The following is an 18171-nucleotide window of genomic DNA, read 5'->3' on the forward strand; positions in this document are numbered from 1 at the left end:
TTTTTTTTTGCGTTTTTTTATCCGAACTAGACCAAAAAGGAGCTTGCGGATTTTCGCAAGCTCCTTTCGTTATTCTTGTGTGAAGGCTTCTAGGGCCTTCATTTTTTGGATCACGAGGTCTGGCGTGATCGTTTGCTTCATTAGATGGATCATCTCGCCAGGAGCGCAGGCACGTTCAGCGACGGCTTGGTACTCTTCTTCGGTTAAATGTAAATTCATCTCCGCTAAGCTTGTCGGCAAATTCAATTGATGATAGAAGGGCAATAGTTGCTCGATCTCTGTCAAGTTTTCTTCAATCATTAATTGAACCAAAATTCCGTAAGCTACTTTGTTGCCGTGAAGCTGCTGATGGCTGCCGGGTAAAACGGTCATGGCATCATGAAGGGAGTGAGCGCCAGCGGTTCGGCCGTACTCATCGCCGAAGCCTCCTACCATTCCAGCTAGCAGAATATTGGCTTCAACCACATCGATAAAGGCTTGGTTGAGTTGATTTTGCGCCATTGCTTCTAAGGCCGCTGAGCTTTCAGTAATAAGGATCTCACGGCATTTTTGAGCAGCGAATTCTGCTACCTGTACTTCAATCGGCTTCACTGTTAGTTGGGAAATGATTGCATGAGATTCATACCACTTTGCCAAGGTATCGCCAATACCGGCGATCATCAATTCACGGGGAGAGGCTAAAATGACTGCTGGATCAATTAGTACAAGATCGCTTGCTTTTGGAAAAATATCATAACGCAGCATGATTCCTGCTTCATCATAGACCACACTTAAAGGTGTGTAAGCCGCACAGGTAGCAGCCAAAGTCGGCAGGATGATGATAGGCAAATGTGCCTTGTATGCAACAAACTTCCCTAAATCGGCGACTTTTCCACCACCTACTGCAATGATACCATCGAATTTTTTCTGATTGCATAAAGACGCAAAGCTTTCTGCTGCGGCATCTGTACATTGACCGCCATAATAGTGATACGCTGTTGTTATTGATAGTTCGGGAAAGTAAGGTTTTACCGCTTCCCAGGATTTCTCTCCGTGGAGGATCAGGACATTCTTTATGTTTCTTCTATTAAGATGGGATTCTAACGAGTCCCAGGCGTGTGCTTTTAGCTTATATTCCTGCGGAGCACCGCGAACGATTAATTGTTTTGTCATTAGCAAACTTCTTTCATTAGATTTTTAGAAAACTCTTTTTTTATTATAATGGTTATGGTAGTATAAATGCAAGTTGCTTTTTGAATATTTATTCTTTATTTATTCGTATACTTATATTATTATTCATTATTTGGAAAAGGGAGCGGGATGTATGAAAAAGAAAATTGGCGCATTGCTCACAGTCTTGCTGATGCTGATCAGCTTTTTACCGGCAAAGGCACAAGGTGCAGAAAAGGATGAGATCTACGAACGGATTCAACAAAGCGGCGAGCTGGTCGTTGGATTGTCAGCGGATTATGCACCGTATGAGTTCCACGCAGATGTGGATGGAAAAGATAAAATTGTCGGCTTTGATGTATCAATCGCGCAAAAAATCGCGAAGGATATGGGTGTGAAGCTGAAGATAGAAGAGCTTGGTTTCGACGCGTTGCTGGGCGCCTTGAAAACGGGAAAGATCGATCTAGTTATTTCCGGTATGTCAATCACAGAAGAGCGGTTAAAGGAAGTTGATTTTTCTGATCCATACTTTGTTGTGCAACAAAAGGTTTTGGTTCGCAAAGGAGAAAAGGACAATTTCAAGACGACAGAGGATTTCAAAGGATTATCCGTAGGCGCGCAAAAGCAAACGACTCAAGAGGATTTAGTTAAAAATGAAATGACCGGTGCGGAACCGACCTCATTGCAAAAGGTCCCAGATTTGATCAACAATTTATTGAATAAGAAGGTCGAAGCGGTCGTATTAGAACAGCCGGTAGCGGAAGCTTATGTCCAACAAAGCGACAATGTGGAGTTAGCCCCAGTGAAATTTGAGCAGGGCGAAAAAGTTACGGCCATCGCTATGTCGAAAAATACACCGGAGCTGAAAAAGCATGTCAATGCTTCGATCAAAACAATCAATGATAAAGATTTATTGAAGGATTATCAAAAGGAAGCCAATGATCTGATGTTCCAAGATGAGCAATCCTTCCTGCAAAAATATGGTCCTTATTATTTAAATGGAGCGAAGTACACGATTCTACTTGCTTTTGTCGGCGTGTTGTTTGGGTTAATCTTCGGTAGTTTATTGGCCTTGATGAAACTAAGCAAGAGTAAAATCTTGAAAGCATTAGCGGTCATCTATATTGAGTACGTTCGAGGAACACCGTTATTGGTTCAAATCTTTATCGTCTATTTCGGAACAGGAGTCTTAGGGCTGGATCTGTCGAAATTACTGGCAGGTTGTATCGCGGTATCATTAAATAGTGCGGCGTATGTTGCGGAAATTGTTCGGGCAGGGATTAATGCAGTAAACAAAGGACAAATGGAAGCTGCACGTTCGTTAGGGATGAATCAGAAGGAAGCGATGCGTTATATCGTCTTTCCGCAGGCAATCAAAAATATTTTGCCAGCCTTAGGAAATGAGTTTGTGACGATCATCAAAGAATCATCTGTCGTATCTGTTATCGGGGTATCTGAATTGATCTTCCAAACAGGGGTGGTGCAAGGAGCCAGCTTCAAGCCGTTCTTACCATACGTGCTGGTATCGCTGATCTACTTTGTCTTGACCTTCTGTATTTCCCGTTTATTAGGGTTAGTTGAAAGGAGAATGGGTCTGAATGATTAATGTAAAACAACTGTCAAAAAGCTTTGGCGAGAATGAAGTGTTGAAATCCATCGATCTTACAGTCAAAGAAGGCGAGGTAGTGGTTATCATCGGACCTTCAGGAAGTGGGAAAAGTACGATCCTGCGCTGTTTGAATTTATTAGAAGAACCAACCTCTGGCGAAATCTTTTTTGAAGGACAAAATATCACGGCACCAGACAGTAATATCGATCAGATTCGCCAAAAGATGGGGATGGTGTTCCAAAGCTTCAACCTGTTCCCGCATATGAGTGTATTGGAGAATTTAACGATCACACCGGTGAAAATCAAAAAGGAAGATCCTGCTCAAGCAAAAGACCAAGGTCTGGCATTATTGGATCAGGTTGGCTTGAAGGAAAAAGCGGATAGTTATCCTGCCAGTCTTTCTGGCGGTCAGCAGCAGCGGGTAGCAATCGCTCGCGCATTAGCGATGAATCCTGATGTGATGCTGTTTGACGAACCGACCTCAGCGCTTGATCCCGAGATGGTCGGTGAAGTATTGGCCGTTATGCAGGATTTAGCCAAAAAAGGGATGACCATGGTTGTAGTGACGCATGAGATGGGCTTTGCGAAGGAAGTCGCGGATCGGGTGATCTTCATGGCAGATGGTGTCATTCAAGAAGAGGGCACCCCAGAGGAAATCTTTAATCATCCGCAAAATAGTCGGACGCAGGATTTCTTGAATAAGGTATTGTAATAGAGGCGGAGGAATAAGGATGGATAAACGGAAAATCGCGCGACGCTTCCAGCAGCCGGCAGAAAATTTGCTGATGAAGATCGCTGTTCTAGCAAAAGAAAAGGAAGATATTATCGATTTGTCAATCGGTGATCCGGATTTGATTACCAATTCGGCGATTATCGAAGCGGCCTACGAGGATGTAAAAAAAGGAGCAACGAATTATACAGCACCTGATGGCAGCAAAGAATTTTTGACGACAGTTGTTGATTTTTATCAGAAAAAGTATGGTCTGACCTTCCAGCTGAATCAAGTTCGTGGAACAGTTGGTGCTTTGCACGCGATGTATTTGGTGATGCAGGTGCTGCTTGATCCGGGTGATGAAGTGATCATCCACGAGCCGTATTTTTCACCTTATCGCGAACAGGTGGTTTTATCTGGCGGAACACCGGTTTTTGTTCCGACCTATGAGGAGAATGGCTTTCAATTAGATGTAGCGGATTTAAAAGCTGCCATCACGGATCGGACAAAGGCCATCATCATTAACTCGCCAAACAATCCGACGGGGGCTGTTTTCTCTGAAGCTACCTTGAAGCAAATCGCCGAAGTGGCGATTGAAAAGGACCTCTTCATTATTTCGGATGAAATTTACGAGGATTTTGCCTTCAAAGAAAAATTCGTACCGATGGCTAGCCTGGCTCCAGAAAATACGATTACGATCAGCGGGGTCTCAAAAGGCTTTGCGATGACCGGCTGGCGTCTGGGCTACATGGTGGCACCTGCTTATATCAATCAAATTGCTGGAATGATCAACGAGAGCATTACTTATTCGGCACCGACAGCATCACAGCGTGGCGGGATCTATGCATTGAAGCATTATGAGGAGCTTGTACCCCCAACGGTCGCCATTTTTAAAGAGCGTTTGGCATACATTGAAAAAAGAGTGGCAGAAATTCCGTATTTATCCTTGCGTCCAGTTGCCGGCAGCATGTATGCTTTTATTAATATCAGTAAAAGCGGATTGGATTCGGTGACGTTTGTTGAAACGGTCTTGGAGCAGAGCGGTGTCTTGTTCGTTCCGGGAAAAGCCTTTGGCGAGAAGGTAGGAGACGACTATATTCGTCTGGCGGCAACACAATCATTGGAGGTTTTGGCAGAGGCCTTTGATCGGTTGGCAAAGCTGCGCTTCTAGCTCGCAAAAGGCGGCACGTTCTGAGAGGTATTTCTTTACTGGTCCCATTATAGTAGAGACAGGAGGAAATTGGATGGAGTGGTTAGATCATTTCAATAGTAGTATTGCTTATGTGGAGGAAAATTTAACAGGTGAGATCGACTTGGACAGGGCGGCGCAACTGGCGCAGTGCTCAAGTTATCATTATCAGCGGATGTTTTCATACATCGCGGGTGTGACCTTAGGTGAATATATCCGACGGCGCAGGATGAGTTTAGCAGGTGTTGACCTGCAGCGGGGCGAAAAAGTCATCGATGTAGCCGTTAAATACGGCTATGATTCTCCAACTTCCTTTAATCGAGTATTCAAAGGAGTCCATGGAATCACACCGAAAGAAGCAAAGCAATCAGGAGTAAAATTGACTAGCTACCCCATGCTGACCTTCCAACTTACAGTAAAGGGAGTGCACGCAATGGAATATCAACTAATTGACAAAGAAGCGTTTCATGTTACAGGACTTGGTTTGAAAATTGAGCAGGACATGGAGGTGGCGCAAAAACGTATTCCAGAATTTTGGAACGAGGTAAGTGCCAGCGGAGAACTGCAAAAATTGATTCCAGTGATGGATCAAAACAATCCAGGCGTATTAGGAATCAGCTTGATGACTTCAGAGATTCAAGATGCCTGGGAATATGTGATCGGTGTGGCGAGTGAGAATGTGCCAGAAGGGTTTGCCCAGTATGAGATTCCTGCGGCGAAATGGGCGATCTTTTCAGGGACTGGACCAATGCCTGGAGCGATCCAAGAGCTGCAGCAGCAGGTGTTTCAGGAATGGTTGCCGACTTCCGGCTTTGAATACGATGAACTGCCGGATATTGAATTGTATCTGGATGCCAATCCCGAAAATGCCCAGTTCCAAGTTTGGCTGCCGGTTCGAGCAAAATAATTTTTTTAAGAGGTTGCGGCTAGAAGCTGCAGCCTCTTTGTTATACCCTATATACATAAAGCCAAAAGATAAGAGGGTGCACAAGATGAAAAAACTGATCAAAGAAATTAAGGACTATCAACCATTTACCTCACAAGAAGCAGCGGATAAAAAAATTTTTTTAGAGAGACTGCAATTTCAAGAACATCTGCTGACGCGGGAAAATCCAGAGTATCATTTTTCCTCCTCTGCGTGGGTAGTAAATCCAACCTATGACAAGGTGCTGATGGTTTATCATAATATTTACCAATCCTATTCTTGGACTGGCGGACATGCGGATGGCTGTGAGGACCTTTTGCAAGTCGCGCAAAAGGAACTGGAAGAGGAGACAGGGCTAAAAGAATATCGTCTGATCTATGAGGGCTTGTTTGCCTTTGATATTTTACCAGTGAATGCTCACTACAAAAATGGGCAGTTCGTCAAGGCGCATCATCATATCAACACGACCTATCTTTTTATGGCGGAGGAGAATCAGACGCTGCGAATCAAAGAAGATGAGAACAGTGATGTGAAATGGCTGGCTGTTTCAGATATCGACCAGCTAGTTGCCGAAGCGGAGATGCGGCCTTACTATCATAAAATGATGGAAAAAGCGCTTTTGCTTAAAAATAGCTGACGAGCGGCTTTTAAATTAAAAAAAGTTTTTTTGAAAATGTGACATATGTCCTAATTGATTTTGGCAGGAAGCCATAGAATAAGGGTGTAGGAGGTGTGAAGAATGATAACCCTTATTTTATTGATCCTGACGATCATCGTGCTATTTGACATTAGAAAATGGCAAAAGGAGCAAACAGAGAAGCACTATTGGGAACGCATCAACGAATTTGAGGCCCAACGAAAAGAACAAATTTTAGCGACTGCGATTAAGAGGGAACAGTGTCAATCAGCTGAGTCCAGCATTGAAAAAAAGTGGCAGCAGGCTAGCTAAGCCTTGTTGAATTTACCGTTTTTGATTAACCGATGTCATTTGCCAAGGCTTTCAGTTAGAATGGTTGAAAACGATGAAGGATAATCAAGTATGATGAAGTATGAACTGAAGGAACTGCCGGACTTTACTGTGATCGGCTTAGAGCTGGAATTGACGAATCGAAAAAGTACAAATCTTGAACGCTGCCTGTCATTTTGGCCAGCTTTTAATCGTCAGTTAAAAGTCAATGGATTGACGCAGCAACAAGGGGCTTGGACAAAGTTCGCCTTTATGGAGCGGCGGGAGGAAAAGCTGATTTATTACTGTGGGATTCCTCACTCAAAAAAGATACCAACCGATTTTCTGTTGAAGGAAATACCTGCCTGCCGGTATTTGGTGGTGGAGCATCGAGGGGCGATGGACCAAATCTACTCTACCTATGAAGCAATCTACCAAGTCCTTGTGCCGAAGCTGGGACTTTCATTAGCTCAAACTAACTTTCTGCATTTTGAAAAATACGGCGCCAAATTCCAGTGGAGCCGGGAGAACTCGATCATTGAGATCTGGATTCCAATCAAGGCTTAGAACACTCGCAGGAGTGTTTTTTTTGTGGCGTTTATTGTCATGGGGCTTTTTTTCTCGTATAGTTGAAAGAAGGAGTGATGAGCATGATTGAATTAAATGGTGTGACAAAGGTTTATGGAGAGAAAAAAGCGCTGGATAATTTAAGTCTGACGATCAAAGCAGGCGAAATTTTCGGCTTTCTAGGACATAATGGCGCTGGAAAATCGACAACGATAAAAAGTTTAGTGAGCATTATTGAACCAACAAATGGTGAAATTTTATTTGACGGGAAAAACTTAAAAGAGGATCGGCAGGCGATCAAGAAGAAGATTGCTTATGTCCCTGATTCCCCCGACATGTTTTTACAATTGACCGCCAATGAGTATTGGGATCTGCTGTCAGCGGCTTATGAATTAACGGGGCAAGAGGCCCGGCGACAAGAGCTGATCGAGCTGTTTGACTTAGTGGGGCATGAGGAGGAAACACTGGAAAGTTTTTCTCATGGGATGCGGCAAAAGACAATCATCATCGGCGCGCTGCTGCCTGATCCGGATATTTGGATTTTGGACGAACCGCTGCAAGGATTGGACCCGCAGGCCGCATTTGACTTGAAGGAAATGATCAAGCGGCACGCAGAAAAAGGCAAAACGGTGATTTTTTCTACGCATGTTTTGGATACTGCGCAGCAATTATGCGATGAACTGGCGATCCTTAAAAAGGGAGAACTGATCTACAATGGCTCGGTCGATAATCTGCTGCAGGATTATCCAAATGAAACACTGGAAAGCGTCTATTTGAAGATGGCCGGGCGTCAAGCGGCTGATGGGGATGTTTCCGAATACGAGGAGGCGGCTCATGAATAGCGGGATTATCAAGCGTTTGATTGCGGTAAACATGCTTTATGTCAATCCGTCATCGACGAATCAAATCCGTAAAAAAGGCCGTAAAGGAAAGCAGGTCATCCGTAGTATTATCCAACAATATCTGCTGTCGGGTGTCATCTTTTTGGTGATTTATGGAGCAACGATGATACTGATTGATTTCGCGAAATTACCGGGATACTTTACGTACTATATGGCCTTATTTGCTCTGATTGGTTTTTCTCAATCGCTTTCCACTATTTTTAATGTATTTTTTGAAAGCAAGGATCTGCAGGATTATTTGCCGCTGCCGATCAAGCGGGGGGAAGTTTTTATTGCGAAATTTTTAGCAGTAGGGATGACGATCGTGCCATTTCTATTACCCCTTTTGATTTTGTTTTTCTTGACGGCGTTTAAGAGCGGTTATTCGATTGTTTTTGCAGTCATTGGAGCGATTTTGCTGTTTTTGATCTTTTTCATTCTCTTATTCAGCTTATGTAGTCTGATTGTTTTTGGGATGACTAAGACCAAGCTGTTTCGCCAGCATAAGAAATTATTCACTAGCTTGATGCTGGGTTTTTCAATGGTTGTCTCAGTCGGCGGAATCTTAGCGATTAATTTCACACAAAACTCGATGGACCATTCGGCAGGGGCTGCCGACCGCGGCTCGCTCGCGATCTTCATGCCGTTTTATCAGGTGATGCGCGAACCGTTTACAGCTAAAGGGATTCTAACATTTCTCGCGTTATTGGCTCTGACAGGCTTGCTTTTGCTGGCACTGCGATTTTTTGTCGTTCCTAGTTTGTATGAGCAGTTCAGTGATGAAGGCTCTCGTACGGTAGCTACGAAGCGTAAACGAAAAAGCAATCAATCGCTAAAAAAACAATTAGCCAGTTATAATCATCAATTGCTTAAAAATCCCAATCTGATCATGCAAGTCCTGACCTCGTCATTGATCATGCCGATCGTGATGGTGGCAACGATGGTAACGACTAATCCGGTCAGCCTCGCGACATTGGGAACAAAGTTCATGGGGGTATTTTTCGTCTGCGGAATCGTTTTTGCTTTTATTACGTTGAATCAAACCTCCTTTGTCAGTAATCTGATTTCATTGGATCGAGAGAATTTCTTCTTTATTCAATCGCTGCCGCTGTCATTGGAAAAATACCTGCGACAAAAATTTTGGGTAGGTTGCAGGATTCAAATGGGCATTTCAGGTGTTATGGGTGTGCTCCTCGCGCTCGCATTACATTTTCCGATCGCTCTGCTGCTGACCTTTACCGCAGGAATATTATGGGGTACCTACTTGCTGTCGCTGTACTTTTTCAGTCGAGATTACCGCTTGTTGAATCTGACCTGGACGAATATCAGTCAGCTTTTCACTAGAGGGGTAGGGAATTATGGGCTGATGCTGTGGATGTTTGGGACGATGATTGTTGGAGCAATTTTGATCGCGCTATACGTAGTCGCTGTTTTAATGAACATTCATCCTGTATTGCTAAATGGCGGTGTCATGATCTGGTTAGCCATCCTATCAGGCGGATGGCTGTGGATCAATCACAGTAATTTTTGGAAAAAGCTAAACAGCTAATAACTAATTTAAAGGAAAGAATCTCTTACGTGAGGTTCTTTTTTTATTTTTAAGCAAAGTGAATAGACTAAAATGTGAGGAATAAAATTAAATTATCCATACTTTTTGATTGTTTATTGATGGAACGAAAATGGCATTTAGATAAAATTATTTAAATTATTTTTTCATAATAAAGGATGTTTAAAAAGTAAACAGCCGTTCTTACTTACTTTTATTAGTAAAAAGGATGTACTTTTTTAATTTTAAATAAAGGAGTTGGATAAAAGGTGAGCGCTTTCTATTTTTCGCTGGACCGAAATGAGCCATGATATAACAACCTTTTTTGAAGGGGGAGGAAAATAATAAAAAAACAAATTTAATTAGCGTTCTGCAACACTTTGGATTATAGTTATTTTATCATTTAACAGAGCCGCTTCTTTTTATTAAATTGTTCTTTTGATAGCAGTAATTGTCTGAAAATTTCGACAATGCTGTTTCTTGCGCTTCGTGTTTTTTCATTGTAGAGTAACATTTAGGGTCTGCTCGTTACTAAAAAAATCTTGCTCAATTAATAACTAATTGATGAAGACTTTCAGTGGTGGAAGGAGTCCTGAGACAAAATTGAATAGGAGTGGTTTCAATGTCCAAAGCAGAAAAAGGCATGACGCTTGGTGCCCTGATCATGATGATCTTTACCTCCGTGTTTGGGTTTGCTAACGGTCCAGTAGCATTCTACTTGATGGGGTATGGCTCAATCGTCTTTTATGTCGTTGCTGCGATTCTGTTTTTCATTCCTTTTGCATTGATGATGGCTGAATTTGGGTCAACAATCAAAGGCGAAAACAGTGGAATGTATAAATGGTTGGAGGTCAGCGTAGGACCGCGTTTCGCATTTATCGGAACATTCATGTGGTTTGCTTCTTACGTTGTCTGGATGGTTTCTACATCATCTAAAGTTTGGATACCTTTTACAACGGCTTTTGCCGGAAGTGACCAAACGCAAAAATTACATATGCTGGGTATGAACTCAACCCAAGTGGTCGGTTTATTAGCATGTGTATGGATGATCATCGTTACTTTGGTTTCGATCAAAGGGGTCAAAGGAATCGTAAAAATCACTAGCTTAGGTGGTATTGCGGTAACTAGTTTAAACGTTGTTTTGATTGTGATTTCTGGAATTATTCTGGTTGCAAATGGTGGACACTTAGCTCAACCATTCAATCATATTTTACATTCTCCAAATCCTAGTTACCAAAGTCCAATCGGCCTGTTAGGATTCGCGGTATTCGCGATCTTTGCTTATGGTGGTTTGGAAGCTGTTGGGGGCATGGTTGATAAAACCAAAAATCCTGAAAAAACATTCCCTAAAGGCGTTGTACTTTCAGCGTTGATCATTTCAGTTGGTTACGCATTGGGGATCTTCTTATGGGGTGTAAGTACCAACTGGCAAGACGTATTATCTGGTGATTCAACGAACCTAGGAAATATTTCTTATGTTATGATGAACAACTTGGGCTACGTTTTCGGTGACGCGATCGGCTTAAGCCAAAGCGCTGCTATCAGTATGGGTAACTGGTTTGCTCGATACACTGGTTTAGGAATGTTCTTAGCCTACAGCGGTGCGTTCTTCACATTGACGTATTCTCCATTGAAGACGTTGATCATGGGAACACCGAAGAAATTATGGCCTAAGAAATTCACTGAATTGAATGCTAACGGTATGCCAAGCTACGCAATGTGGGTACAATGTGCGATCGTTGTTGCGATCATCTTGATTGCTTCATTCGCTACACCAGATCCATCTGCCTTCTATAACATCTTGACTTTGATGGCGAATGTATCAATGACATTGCCTTACTTGTTCTTGATCTATGCGTTCCCTAAATTCAAGAAAAAAGATGGCTTGGATCGTCCGTTCGAAGTGTACAAATCTCATGGTATGACAATGGCTATCAGTGTCGTCGTCTTTCTACTAGTATTGGGTGCGAATGTCTTCACGATCTTCCAACCAATCATCGAAGGCGCGGGCGTTCGCGATACTCTTTGGATGATCGCAGGGCCAGTAGGATTTACCGTCGTCGGTATTATTCTTTACCAAAACTATGTACGTCGTTCAAAAGCTGAATAAGATAGAGAACTCCTAGCGCATTGACGTTAGGAGTTTTTCACACTGTAGATAAATCAGGTTCCCCGTTCGATAGTTCGAGCAGGGAACCTGATTTTTTTATTCAGCCGGCTTCAAAGCAGTGGCGAAATCGATTCGATTGATACGATTGTTTAAATACGCCTGAACCAGCAGCATGCATGCAAGCAAGACGAGGCTGGCAAGCATCAGGCTTTGAAAAGAGAGATACGGCAGGTATTGCTGCTGCTCTGTGGAAAGCAGGGCTACGTAGGTATTAAGAAACAGCCAACCGGCGGGGATGCCTAGCAGCCAGCCCAGCAAGGTTAATAAGGAGGTCTCTAAAAAGGACAATGAAAGAACTTCCCATTTCGTAAATCCTAAAACCTTCAGAGTCGCAAATTCAATAAAGCGTTCGGAAAAGATCAGCAGGTGACAATTCATCATGATGGTGATTCCTAAAGTCAATGCAGCTAGGATCAATAGGGAAACGATTGTTAGAATCCCCTCAATTAGTGCTTGAGAGTCTTTAAACTGCTGCAGCTTTTCACTTCTGCCGGCGATCAAAGGCGATGGCGCCAGCTGATTTTTTTCATTCAACAAAAGACTTTGTGGTTCGAAGGGCTGCTTCAAATTTTCCCAAGTTCGTTGCGAAAGGAATATCCCTTGCGGAGACGAAATGGGAAGTAATTTTTTGATAAACACCGGAAGAATCTGCTGCTGCAGCTTAATGTAAAGCGTCTCCTCGGCCGTTACATCCAAATCTTTTGCCAGTGCTTCAGATAGTGCGACCTGATTGGCTGTCAGGTTCTTCAGTTCAATTTCAGGTAGGTTCAGCTGACGACCATTGGAAACAATCGTTGCCTGGACGGTTTGTTCTTTCGAACCTTTCAGCAGTTTTACTGATTGCTGCTCCATCCATTGATAATCAGAAGTGAGATGCTGGACTGTCGAGTGTCGATCCTGAGCACTCATGGGCCTTTTGAAGCTGACTTTTTCTTGATAATGATAAGTGTCATTAAAGACAGAATCCAAAGAAAAATTGATGGAGTCCTTGATTCCTAAAGCCGCGATCAGTAAAAGCATACAGCCCATTGCCCCAAAAATTCCTAATACTGCCCGGCGAATATTTCTTTGGATATCCCGCAAAGTCCACTGCAAGGAAAAGGGCAGGTAAGACCAGAGCCTTGTTTGTTCCAGCCAAACTCGTTTAAAGCGTTGAGTAGATTGCTTTTGCATGATGACTGCAGGGAGTTGGTTTACAAGCGGTAGTACGGGAATTAAAGTAATGAGCATGCTGAGAAATGTGATAACTGCGACAATGGCATACCCAAGAGTTGTCTGGACTTCCAGCCACTTAGGAACAGAGAATTGTTTGCCGATCGCTGAAAGTAAAGCAGGAGAGAGCAGCTTTGGCCCTAAAAAGCAGCCAAGGACAGATCCAAAAAAAGTTACGATCATGCTGAAGGACAAATAATGCAGCAGGATCGACCAGCCACTAAAGCCCTGTGCTTTCAGCACGGCGATCTGCAGCTGCTGCTGTTTGACGAATCGCCGCATTGTCGCTTCTATCGTGATCAGCGTTAACAGTAAGAACAGACTTGAAAAAAGAAAGGCCAAGCGCTGAACTTGAGTGACACGATCAAGGAAGATCGAAAGACCGCTCCCATTGTTGGTTTCGGTCAATTGCAGATACTCATCTCCCCAAATGTCGGAGAGCTCATTTTCTAACCAAGGGATGTTGCTGTCTTTGTTTGTTTTCAATAAAAGCTGATGAGAAGGATAGATCGGCAATTGGTCAAAATACTGCTCAGATAGGTAAGCATACCCGCTCTTTTTATGATTCGGCAGCGGCTGATCCTTGTTCTCGGTATGATAGATGAATTCTGGCTGACGAACCGTTCCTAAAATTTCGTAGCGCTGGTTATCAATCGAAAAATAATCGCCCAGTTGTTGCTCATTTGCCTGAAAAAAATCTTCATCTAGCCAAATACCGGCTTGATCAGAAAGCTTTGCTCCGCGAATAACCTGCGGCTTGCTGGTATAAGAGTGATCAAAGCTTAGAATGGTCAAGGAAAACTGTTCGTTTTGATAGCGTCCGACTGATCGATGGGCAATCTGCTTAATGGAGGATAATTTCTTTGTCTGTGCTTCTTTTTGCTCGTTGAAATTCGCAACAGTCAATGTACTGTCGGCTAAATGGCTATTCTTTGAGAACTGTTTTCCAGTGGTCCCCATTTGCTGACCAAAATGAAAAATACCAGTAAAAATGAATAGGCAAATAAAGCTCATCAGAAAGACAGAGAGAAAACTGATCCAATTTTTTCGCAGATCACGAAAGGTTTTACGAAGCATTACCAAATCACCTCATCAATCTCTAAAGGCTGCTCTTGGCGAATATTTTCTATGATCACGCCATCCTTTAAATGGATCACGCGGTCAGCGATTTGAGCAATCGAAGCATTATGCGTGACTACGAGAATGGTATGCCCATAGTTGACGGCCATTTCCTTCAGCAGATGCAGCACCTGCTTACCTATTTCACTGTCTAAAGCGCCAGTAGGCTCATCGCACAAAATAAGCTGTGGATTTTTGCAGACAGCTCGGGCGATAGAAACACGCTGCTGTTCACCGCCAGATAGCTCCTGTGGAAAGTTCATTAAGCGATGGGAAAGCTGGACCTTCTCCAGAATATCTTTAGCCTGAAAGGAGTCCTTGGCAATCTTTTGAGTAATCGCGACATTTTCCAATGCAGTCAACGTCGGAATCAAATTGTAAAATTGAAAAATGAATCCGACATTTTTACGCCGGTATTTTGCTAATTCCTTTTCTTTGTAGCTGTGAATCGGTTCCTGCTGGACAAATAGTTCGCCGCTCGTGGGCTGATCCATGCCGCCTAAAAGGTTTAGCAGGGTAGTTTTTCCCGAGCCGCTTGGCCCTAAAATGACAGTGAATTCGCCTTTATCTAGTGAGAACGAGATATCTGATAATGCTGGAATTTCTGCTGTTGCTGTTCGATACGTTTTTTTCAGTTTGGATGCCTGAATGTAATTCATGAGATTCCTCCTAATTGAACACTGTGTTGATTTTCTATGATCCATAGTTTAAGCTGAAATAAGGTGTTGAACAACGAACAATTACGAGGCGAGTGTGCAAAAGTTGATCATTTACCAAGTAAGTGTTCAAAAATTCAACAAATCAGGTCAAATTGTTGGAGGAAAATATGTCGAATAAAACCGATCGGACAAAGCTGCATATCATCCAGACTTTTTTTACAATGATGGATGAAGTGGGCTTCGAAGAAATTACCGTCGCTAATCTAGCGAAGCAAGCAAAAATCAATCGTGGAACCTTTTATCATCATTTTCCAGATAAATATGCCGTCTTAGAAGAGGTGGAAGAGGAGATCTACGCCAATTTTGAGCAGGTCCTGAACGATCATATCGGCTGGGCAGTGACTGAAAAAATCGATGTCTATGGGCGGCAACACGTAGCACGATTCTTTAAGGAGGCTTGTTTGGTTGTGATGAATTTCTTGTATGAACGAAAGGATACGGCTCAAACATTGCTTGGGGAATATGGACGCCCACAATTTATTGAGAAGCTGGAACGAGCATATGTCTCTGCGGTTCAAAGAAAGATCCGCCTAAACGCCAATGAGTCAACAGAACTGGAGAAGCTGCAGCAGGAGTTCATCTATTATGGTGCGATCGCGATCGTCAAACGCTGGATACGAAACGGTGTGAAGGAATCACCAGAGGAAGTTGCCGAGGTCATCTCAAAATGTATGACGACCCCGCCGATCGAAATTTTTGAATCTATCGAACGTGGAGAAGCGGATACTAAATAATGGATCAAACACATGTAGAAAAGCAGGGAATCTGATGAAGTAATTGTATTGGAAGGAGAAGCAAATGAGGCAAAGAGTGCTCTTAAAGCTGATTGATGTTTTGAATGTAGCTATTCTATCAAAGGGATATTTTTTCAACTTGAAGCAGCAGCTCAACTTTGTTCTTTACTAAGTTGATTATTTATAATCGCTATATATGTTATTTTAAATGAGTGGGTATCTGCTTATTTGCTGATTGTTCTATTTTCTATCTGGCAGGATTCGATTGCTTCTTGAGTGGAAAAGAGATGAACTGGATACAATGATTTGAGCGGCTTATGCTATGGGTTAGTTTTAGGATTACTGCGTTGGCAAACGAAGAATTGCTATTCAACGATACTGCTGCATGGAGCACTGAATAGTTTTGACCGCTGAGCAGAGAAATAAGAAACGTTGTTAAATCAAGTATATTGGGCTTGATAAAGACTTTTGACATGGATGGAAAAGCCGATGACAAAGATTTTTGCTAGCAGGGAGCAGCAAGAAGTTTTATCGTGAGGCTGAAGGAGCGGATGAAATGAATTTAAGCAAACAGATCAAAAAATTACGCGAAGGGGCAGGTTACTCACAAGAAGAGTTATCCGAAAAAATCTATGTTTCTCGCCAAACTATCTCTAATTGGGAGAATGAACGGAGCTATCCAGATATTCATAATCTGTTATTGCTGAGTGTTCTTTTTAACGTGACTTTAGACGAACTTGTCAAAGGAGACGTGGAGACAATGAAAAAAGTGATCAAAAAAGATGAGTCAGATAGGTATGTCTACATTATGTTAATTGGTACGTTTATTGCAGCAATCTCGATTGGACCAGCAATAAAACTGTTTGGAGAGAATGGGTTGTGGCTTTCTCTTATCCCATTTTTGCCATCATTTTGGGCAGCAATGAAACTTGAAAAATTTAAAAAGGAAAAAAATGTCAAGACCTACAAGGAAATCGTTGCCTACATGGAAGGTGAAGATGTAGAAAAGGTGCGAAAAGAACGAAGTTTCGGAAAAGATCTGCTGTCAAAAACACTCATCGTGGTCATTTTTACAGCTGTGGTAATGGCGATTGTGTTAGTGAGTCTTTGGGTGAGCGGCATGTTTTAGAAAGCGATGGCTATGAGCTGGAAGAGCTCGAGAATAAAAATAGTATGAAGTTGAAAGTCCAAGCCAATCATTGTGTTGGTTTGGACTTTTTTAGCAATTTTTTAAGAGCTTAAAACAAATGACCCTGTGACATGATGCCAAAGTGGTAAAATACTTTATTTTTTTGTCTAAAATTGGGTTGGTATTTTGTTTTTATTGAGGTTCTGTTGCGGTATGATAGTTCTGAGGAAAAAATGAAAACGTATGCAAAAGTGAGAGGGAGTCAGTAATTATGAAAAAAAACGTCCAAACCAAACCATTAACTCAGATGCAGCTATTTGTGACTAAACGTGATGCGCTAGAGCAGAAAATTATTAGTTACTTCGAACATACTAAAAATGTGTCCTTCGTCATCCAGTATGCGGTGGCGATTATGATTAAAAATGCCTTGGTCTTAAGCGACTATTCTGATTTCTTAAAGGAGCTGGTCCGCGAATTGTTTCTGACTGCGGAACCAAGCGATGTGCTGCGCAAAAATCTCCCTTATTTCAAACCCTACTTCAAAAGCGGCGAGTTCGACACCGTCGTTCATCGACTTTTCAGCAATAAAAAGGCCTATTTTCAATTCACCGAGGAATCTCGTTTAAATACCAACTATCTCCATGCCGTGGCCCAAGCGCCTACAGAAATTTCTAAATATGATTATTATTTGCTGGCTGTTTTTAAGGCAGGCAACGGGAAAAGACATACCTGGACGTTAAGAGATATCAACCCTGCGGTGACCACAGAAGAAGTGTGGGAAAAGACCTACCGACTGTTGAAATTATTGACGACTTTAGAGCTCTTTCAGCAGGGGGACAGCTGGAAATTTGCTCAATACGTCAAATTTGACTACTTTGAAAATGCTAAAGTGATGCATCATGAAGAACCAAAAGAAGATGCCAAAGAACCGTCGCAGGATGAGGTACAGCAGGAGTCTGCCCAAATTTCAGAAGAACCGAAAGAGGAGCTTACGATTATGGTGCCTCATGGCTTTGATCCGCGAACCTTGAGCGATGCCGAGGCTTGGGCTTTGGTTGAAGCGCATTTACCGGAAGGAAAAACGGTGGAGGATGTGGCGGTTGTCTTTGTTGAGCGCCAAGCGGATTCAATAGAAGAACAGGAACCAGACGTTGCGCCGCCGTCGATGTCCGATTTTATGCAGGACCCTCATGCTCCGAATTCTGCTTCTACCAAGAGTGAACCCCTTGCGGTCGGTGTCGCTGAGCCGCCCAAATCAACGCCTGTCAAGGAACGATCGCGTAAGAATCGACCGCTCAGTGGGAGTCAGCTGTCTGCTCAGGCGCTCATTAATAGTCGAAGAGACCGTCAAGAAGGAAAAACCGGCAAAGGGAGTCAAAAGGATAATCAGAAGGGAAAAAATGGGAACAGTCGTAAAAAGAAAAAACGGCATAAATAGGCGGACTTCTTTCGTATCCTGATACGAGGGTTATTTGTGCTGCACAACCGGTTGTTTTAATGTAGGAGTCACGCAAATAGTTAAAAAGGCAAGAGCCAGTCAATGAAATAATGGAGGCACCGTTCT

At 42.7% G+C, this 18171-nt stretch carries 17 protein-coding genes; 14 read left to right on the plus strand and 3 right to left on the minus strand.

Annotated features, from left to right (window positions below; all coding sequences use genetic code 11):
* Nucleotides 1-69 precede the first annotated feature (69 nt).
* Nucleotides 70-1152: an iron-containing alcohol dehydrogenase family protein gene (locus IGI67_RS22350; RefSeq protein WP_429959346.1), complete on the minus strand. Its 1083-nt coding sequence runs from the start codon at nucleotides 1150-1152 to the stop codon at nucleotides 70-72.
* A 151-nt stretch (nucleotides 1153-1303) separates the two neighbouring features.
* On the opposite strand from IGI67_RS22350, the gene IGI67_RS22355 reads away from it, so the two are divergent.
* From IGI67_RS22355 to yjeM, 10 genes are all read left to right on the plus strand, one after another.
* Nucleotides 1304-2755: an ABC transporter substrate-binding protein/permease gene (locus IGI67_RS22355; protein ID WP_429959347.1), complete on the plus strand. Its 1452-nt coding sequence runs from the start codon at nucleotides 1304-1306 to the stop codon at nucleotides 2753-2755.
* Nucleotides 2748-3470 carry an amino acid ABC transporter ATP-binding protein gene (locus IGI67_RS22360; RefSeq protein ID WP_429959348.1) on the plus strand — a complete coding sequence of 241 codons (723 nt, stop codon included), beginning with the start codon at nucleotides 2748-2750 and terminating at the stop codon, nucleotides 3468-3470. The genes IGI67_RS22355 and IGI67_RS22360 overlap by 8 nt, the downstream gene beginning before the upstream one ends.
* Before the next feature lie 19 nt (nucleotides 3471-3489).
* The gene (locus IGI67_RS22365) at nucleotides 3490-4641 is read left to right on the plus strand and encodes a pyridoxal phosphate-dependent aminotransferase (protein ID WP_429959349.1); all 1152 of its coding nucleotides are present in this window, start codon (nucleotides 3490-3492) and stop codon (nucleotides 4639-4641) included.
* Between the two features lie 73 nt (nucleotides 4642-4714).
* Entirely contained in the window at nucleotides 4715-5566 is an 852-nt protein-coding gene (locus IGI67_RS22370; protein ID WP_429959350.1) for an AraC family transcriptional regulator, read from the plus strand.
* Between the two features lie 85 nt (nucleotides 5567-5651).
* Entirely contained in the window at nucleotides 5652-6221 is a 570-nt protein-coding gene (locus IGI67_RS22375; protein WP_429959351.1) for an NUDIX hydrolase, read from the plus strand.
* A 102-nt stretch (nucleotides 6222-6323) separates the two neighbouring features.
* Nucleotides 6324-6533: a hypothetical protein gene (locus IGI67_RS22380; protein WP_207110570.1), complete on the plus strand. Its 210-nt coding sequence runs from the start codon at nucleotides 6324-6326 to the stop codon at nucleotides 6531-6533.
* Nucleotides 6534-6623: 90 nt separating this feature from the next.
* On the plus strand, nucleotides 6624-7097 hold the full coding sequence (locus tag IGI67_RS22385) for a GyrI-like domain-containing protein (protein ID WP_429959352.1): 474 nt from the start codon (nucleotides 6624-6626) through the stop codon (nucleotides 7095-7097).
* 83 nt (nucleotides 7098-7180) lie between these two features.
* Complete coding sequence (locus IGI67_RS22390; protein ID WP_429959353.1) at nucleotides 7181-7939, plus strand: ABC transporter ATP-binding protein; 759 nt, start codon at nucleotides 7181-7183, stop codon at nucleotides 7937-7939.
* Nucleotides 7932-9527 (plus strand): ABC transporter, encoded by a 1596-nt coding sequence (locus tag IGI67_RS22395; RefSeq protein WP_429959354.1) that lies wholly within the window; start codon nucleotides 7932-7934, stop codon nucleotides 9525-9527. The genes IGI67_RS22390 and IGI67_RS22395 overlap by 8 nt, the downstream gene beginning before the upstream one ends.
* A gap of 619 nt (nucleotides 9528-10146) precedes the next feature.
* On the plus strand, nucleotides 10147-11634 hold the full coding sequence (gene yjeM, locus IGI67_RS22400) for a glutamate/gamma-aminobutyrate family transporter YjeM (protein ID WP_207110574.1): 1488 nt from the start codon (nucleotides 10147-10149) through the stop codon (nucleotides 11632-11634).
* A 96-nt stretch (nucleotides 11635-11730) separates the two neighbouring features.
* Here the strand turns inward: yjeM and IGI67_RS22405 are convergent, their stop codons facing one another.
* Together IGI67_RS22405 and IGI67_RS22410 are read right to left on the minus strand one after the other, a co-directional pair.
* Nucleotides 11731-13983 carry an FtsX-like permease family protein gene (locus IGI67_RS22405; protein ID WP_429959355.1) on the minus strand — a complete coding sequence of 751 codons (2253 nt, stop codon included), beginning with the start codon at nucleotides 13981-13983 and terminating at the stop codon, nucleotides 11731-11733.
* Nucleotides 13983-14684 (minus strand): ABC transporter ATP-binding protein, encoded by a 702-nt coding sequence (locus IGI67_RS22410; RefSeq protein WP_429959356.1) that lies wholly within the window; start codon nucleotides 14682-14684, stop codon nucleotides 13983-13985. Before IGI67_RS22410 ends, IGI67_RS22405 begins: the two co-directional genes overlap by 1 nt.
* Before the next feature lie 167 nt (nucleotides 14685-14851).
* On the opposite strand from IGI67_RS22410, the gene IGI67_RS22415 reads away from it, so the two are divergent.
* The 4 genes from IGI67_RS22415 (at nucleotide 14852) to IGI67_RS22430 (ending at nucleotide 18045) form a co-directional block, all read left to right on the plus strand.
* Complete coding sequence (locus IGI67_RS22415; RefSeq protein ID WP_429959357.1) at nucleotides 14852-15478, plus strand: TetR/AcrR family transcriptional regulator; 627 nt, start codon at nucleotides 14852-14854, stop codon at nucleotides 15476-15478.
* 306 nt (nucleotides 15479-15784) lie between these two features.
* Nucleotides 15785-15892 (plus strand): CPBP family glutamic-type intramembrane protease, encoded by a 108-nt coding sequence (locus IGI67_RS22420; RefSeq protein ID WP_429959358.1) that lies wholly within the window; start codon nucleotides 15785-15787, stop codon nucleotides 15890-15892.
* A gap of 142 nt (nucleotides 15893-16034) precedes the next feature.
* Nucleotides 16035-16607 (plus strand): helix-turn-helix domain-containing protein, encoded by a 573-nt coding sequence (locus tag IGI67_RS22425; protein ID WP_429959359.1) that lies wholly within the window; start codon nucleotides 16035-16037, stop codon nucleotides 16605-16607.
* Between the two features lie 271 nt (nucleotides 16608-16878).
* Nucleotides 16879-18045 carry a hypothetical protein gene (locus IGI67_RS22430; RefSeq protein ID WP_429959360.1) on the plus strand — a complete coding sequence of 389 codons (1167 nt, stop codon included), beginning with the start codon at nucleotides 16879-16881 and terminating at the stop codon, nucleotides 18043-18045.
* Nucleotides 18046-18171: the final 126 nt, after the last annotated feature.

Source organism: Enterococcus sp. AZ196, assembly GCF_050498845.1.
GTDB classification, from domain to species: Bacteria; Bacillota; Bacilli; order Lactobacillales; family Enterococcaceae; genus Enterococcus_A; species Enterococcus_A murrayae.

What these genes read in the sequence shown, in the direction of transcription:
- IGI67_RS22370 (WP_429959350.1), top strand. Translation starts at nt 4,715, where the DNA reads ATGGAGTGGTTAGATCATTTCAATAGTAGTATTGCTTATGTGGAGGAA.
- IGI67_RS22430 (WP_429959360.1), top strand. Translation starts at nt 16,879, where the DNA reads ATGAAAAAAAACGTCCAAACCAAACCATTAACTCAGATGCAGCTATTT.
- IGI67_RS22365 (WP_429959349.1), top strand. Translation starts at nt 3,490, where the DNA reads ATGGATAAACGGAAAATCGCGCGACGCTTCCAGCAGCCGGCAGAAAAT.
- IGI67_RS22380 (WP_207110570.1), top strand. Translation starts at nt 6,324, where the DNA reads ATGATAACCCTTATTTTATTGATCCTGACGATCATCGTGCTATTTGAC.
- IGI67_RS22355 (WP_429959347.1), top strand. Translation starts at nt 1,304, where the DNA reads ATGAAAAAGAAAATTGGCGCATTGCTCACAGTCTTGCTGATGCTGATC.
- IGI67_RS22395 (WP_429959354.1), top strand. Translation starts at nt 7,932, where the DNA reads ATGAATAGCGGGATTATCAAGCGTTTGATTGCGGTAAACATGCTTTAT.
- IGI67_RS22360 (WP_429959348.1), top strand. Translation starts at nt 2,748, where the DNA reads ATGATTAATGTAAAACAACTGTCAAAAAGCTTTGGCGAGAATGAAGTG.
- IGI67_RS22425 (WP_429959359.1), top strand. Translation starts at nt 16,035, where the DNA reads ATGAATTTAAGCAAACAGATCAAAAAATTACGCGAAGGGGCAGGTTAC.
- IGI67_RS22375 (WP_429959351.1), top strand. Translation starts at nt 5,652, where the DNA reads ATGAAAAAACTGATCAAAGAAATTAAGGACTATCAACCATTTACCTCA.
- IGI67_RS22385 (WP_429959352.1), top strand. Translation starts at nt 6,624, where the DNA reads ATGATGAAGTATGAACTGAAGGAACTGCCGGACTTTACTGTGATCGGC.
- IGI67_RS22350 (WP_429959346.1), bottom strand. Translation starts at nt 1,152, where the DNA reads ATGACAAAACAATTAATCGTTCGCGGTGCTCCGCAGGAATATAAGCTA.
- yjeM (WP_207110574.1), top strand. Translation starts at nt 10,147, where the DNA reads ATGTCCAAAGCAGAAAAAGGCATGACGCTTGGTGCCCTGATCATGATG.
- IGI67_RS22410 (WP_429959356.1), bottom strand. Translation starts at nt 14,684, where the DNA reads ATGAATTACATTCAGGCATCCAAACTGAAAAAAACGTATCGAACAGCA.
- IGI67_RS22405 (WP_429959355.1), bottom strand. Translation starts at nt 13,983, where the DNA reads ATGCTTCGTAAAACCTTTCGTGATCTGCGAAAAAATTGGATCAGTTTT.
- IGI67_RS22415 (WP_429959357.1), top strand. Translation starts at nt 14,852, where the DNA reads ATGTCGAATAAAACCGATCGGACAAAGCTGCATATCATCCAGACTTTT.
- IGI67_RS22390 (WP_429959353.1), top strand. Translation starts at nt 7,181, where the DNA reads ATGATTGAATTAAATGGTGTGACAAAGGTTTATGGAGAGAAAAAAGCG.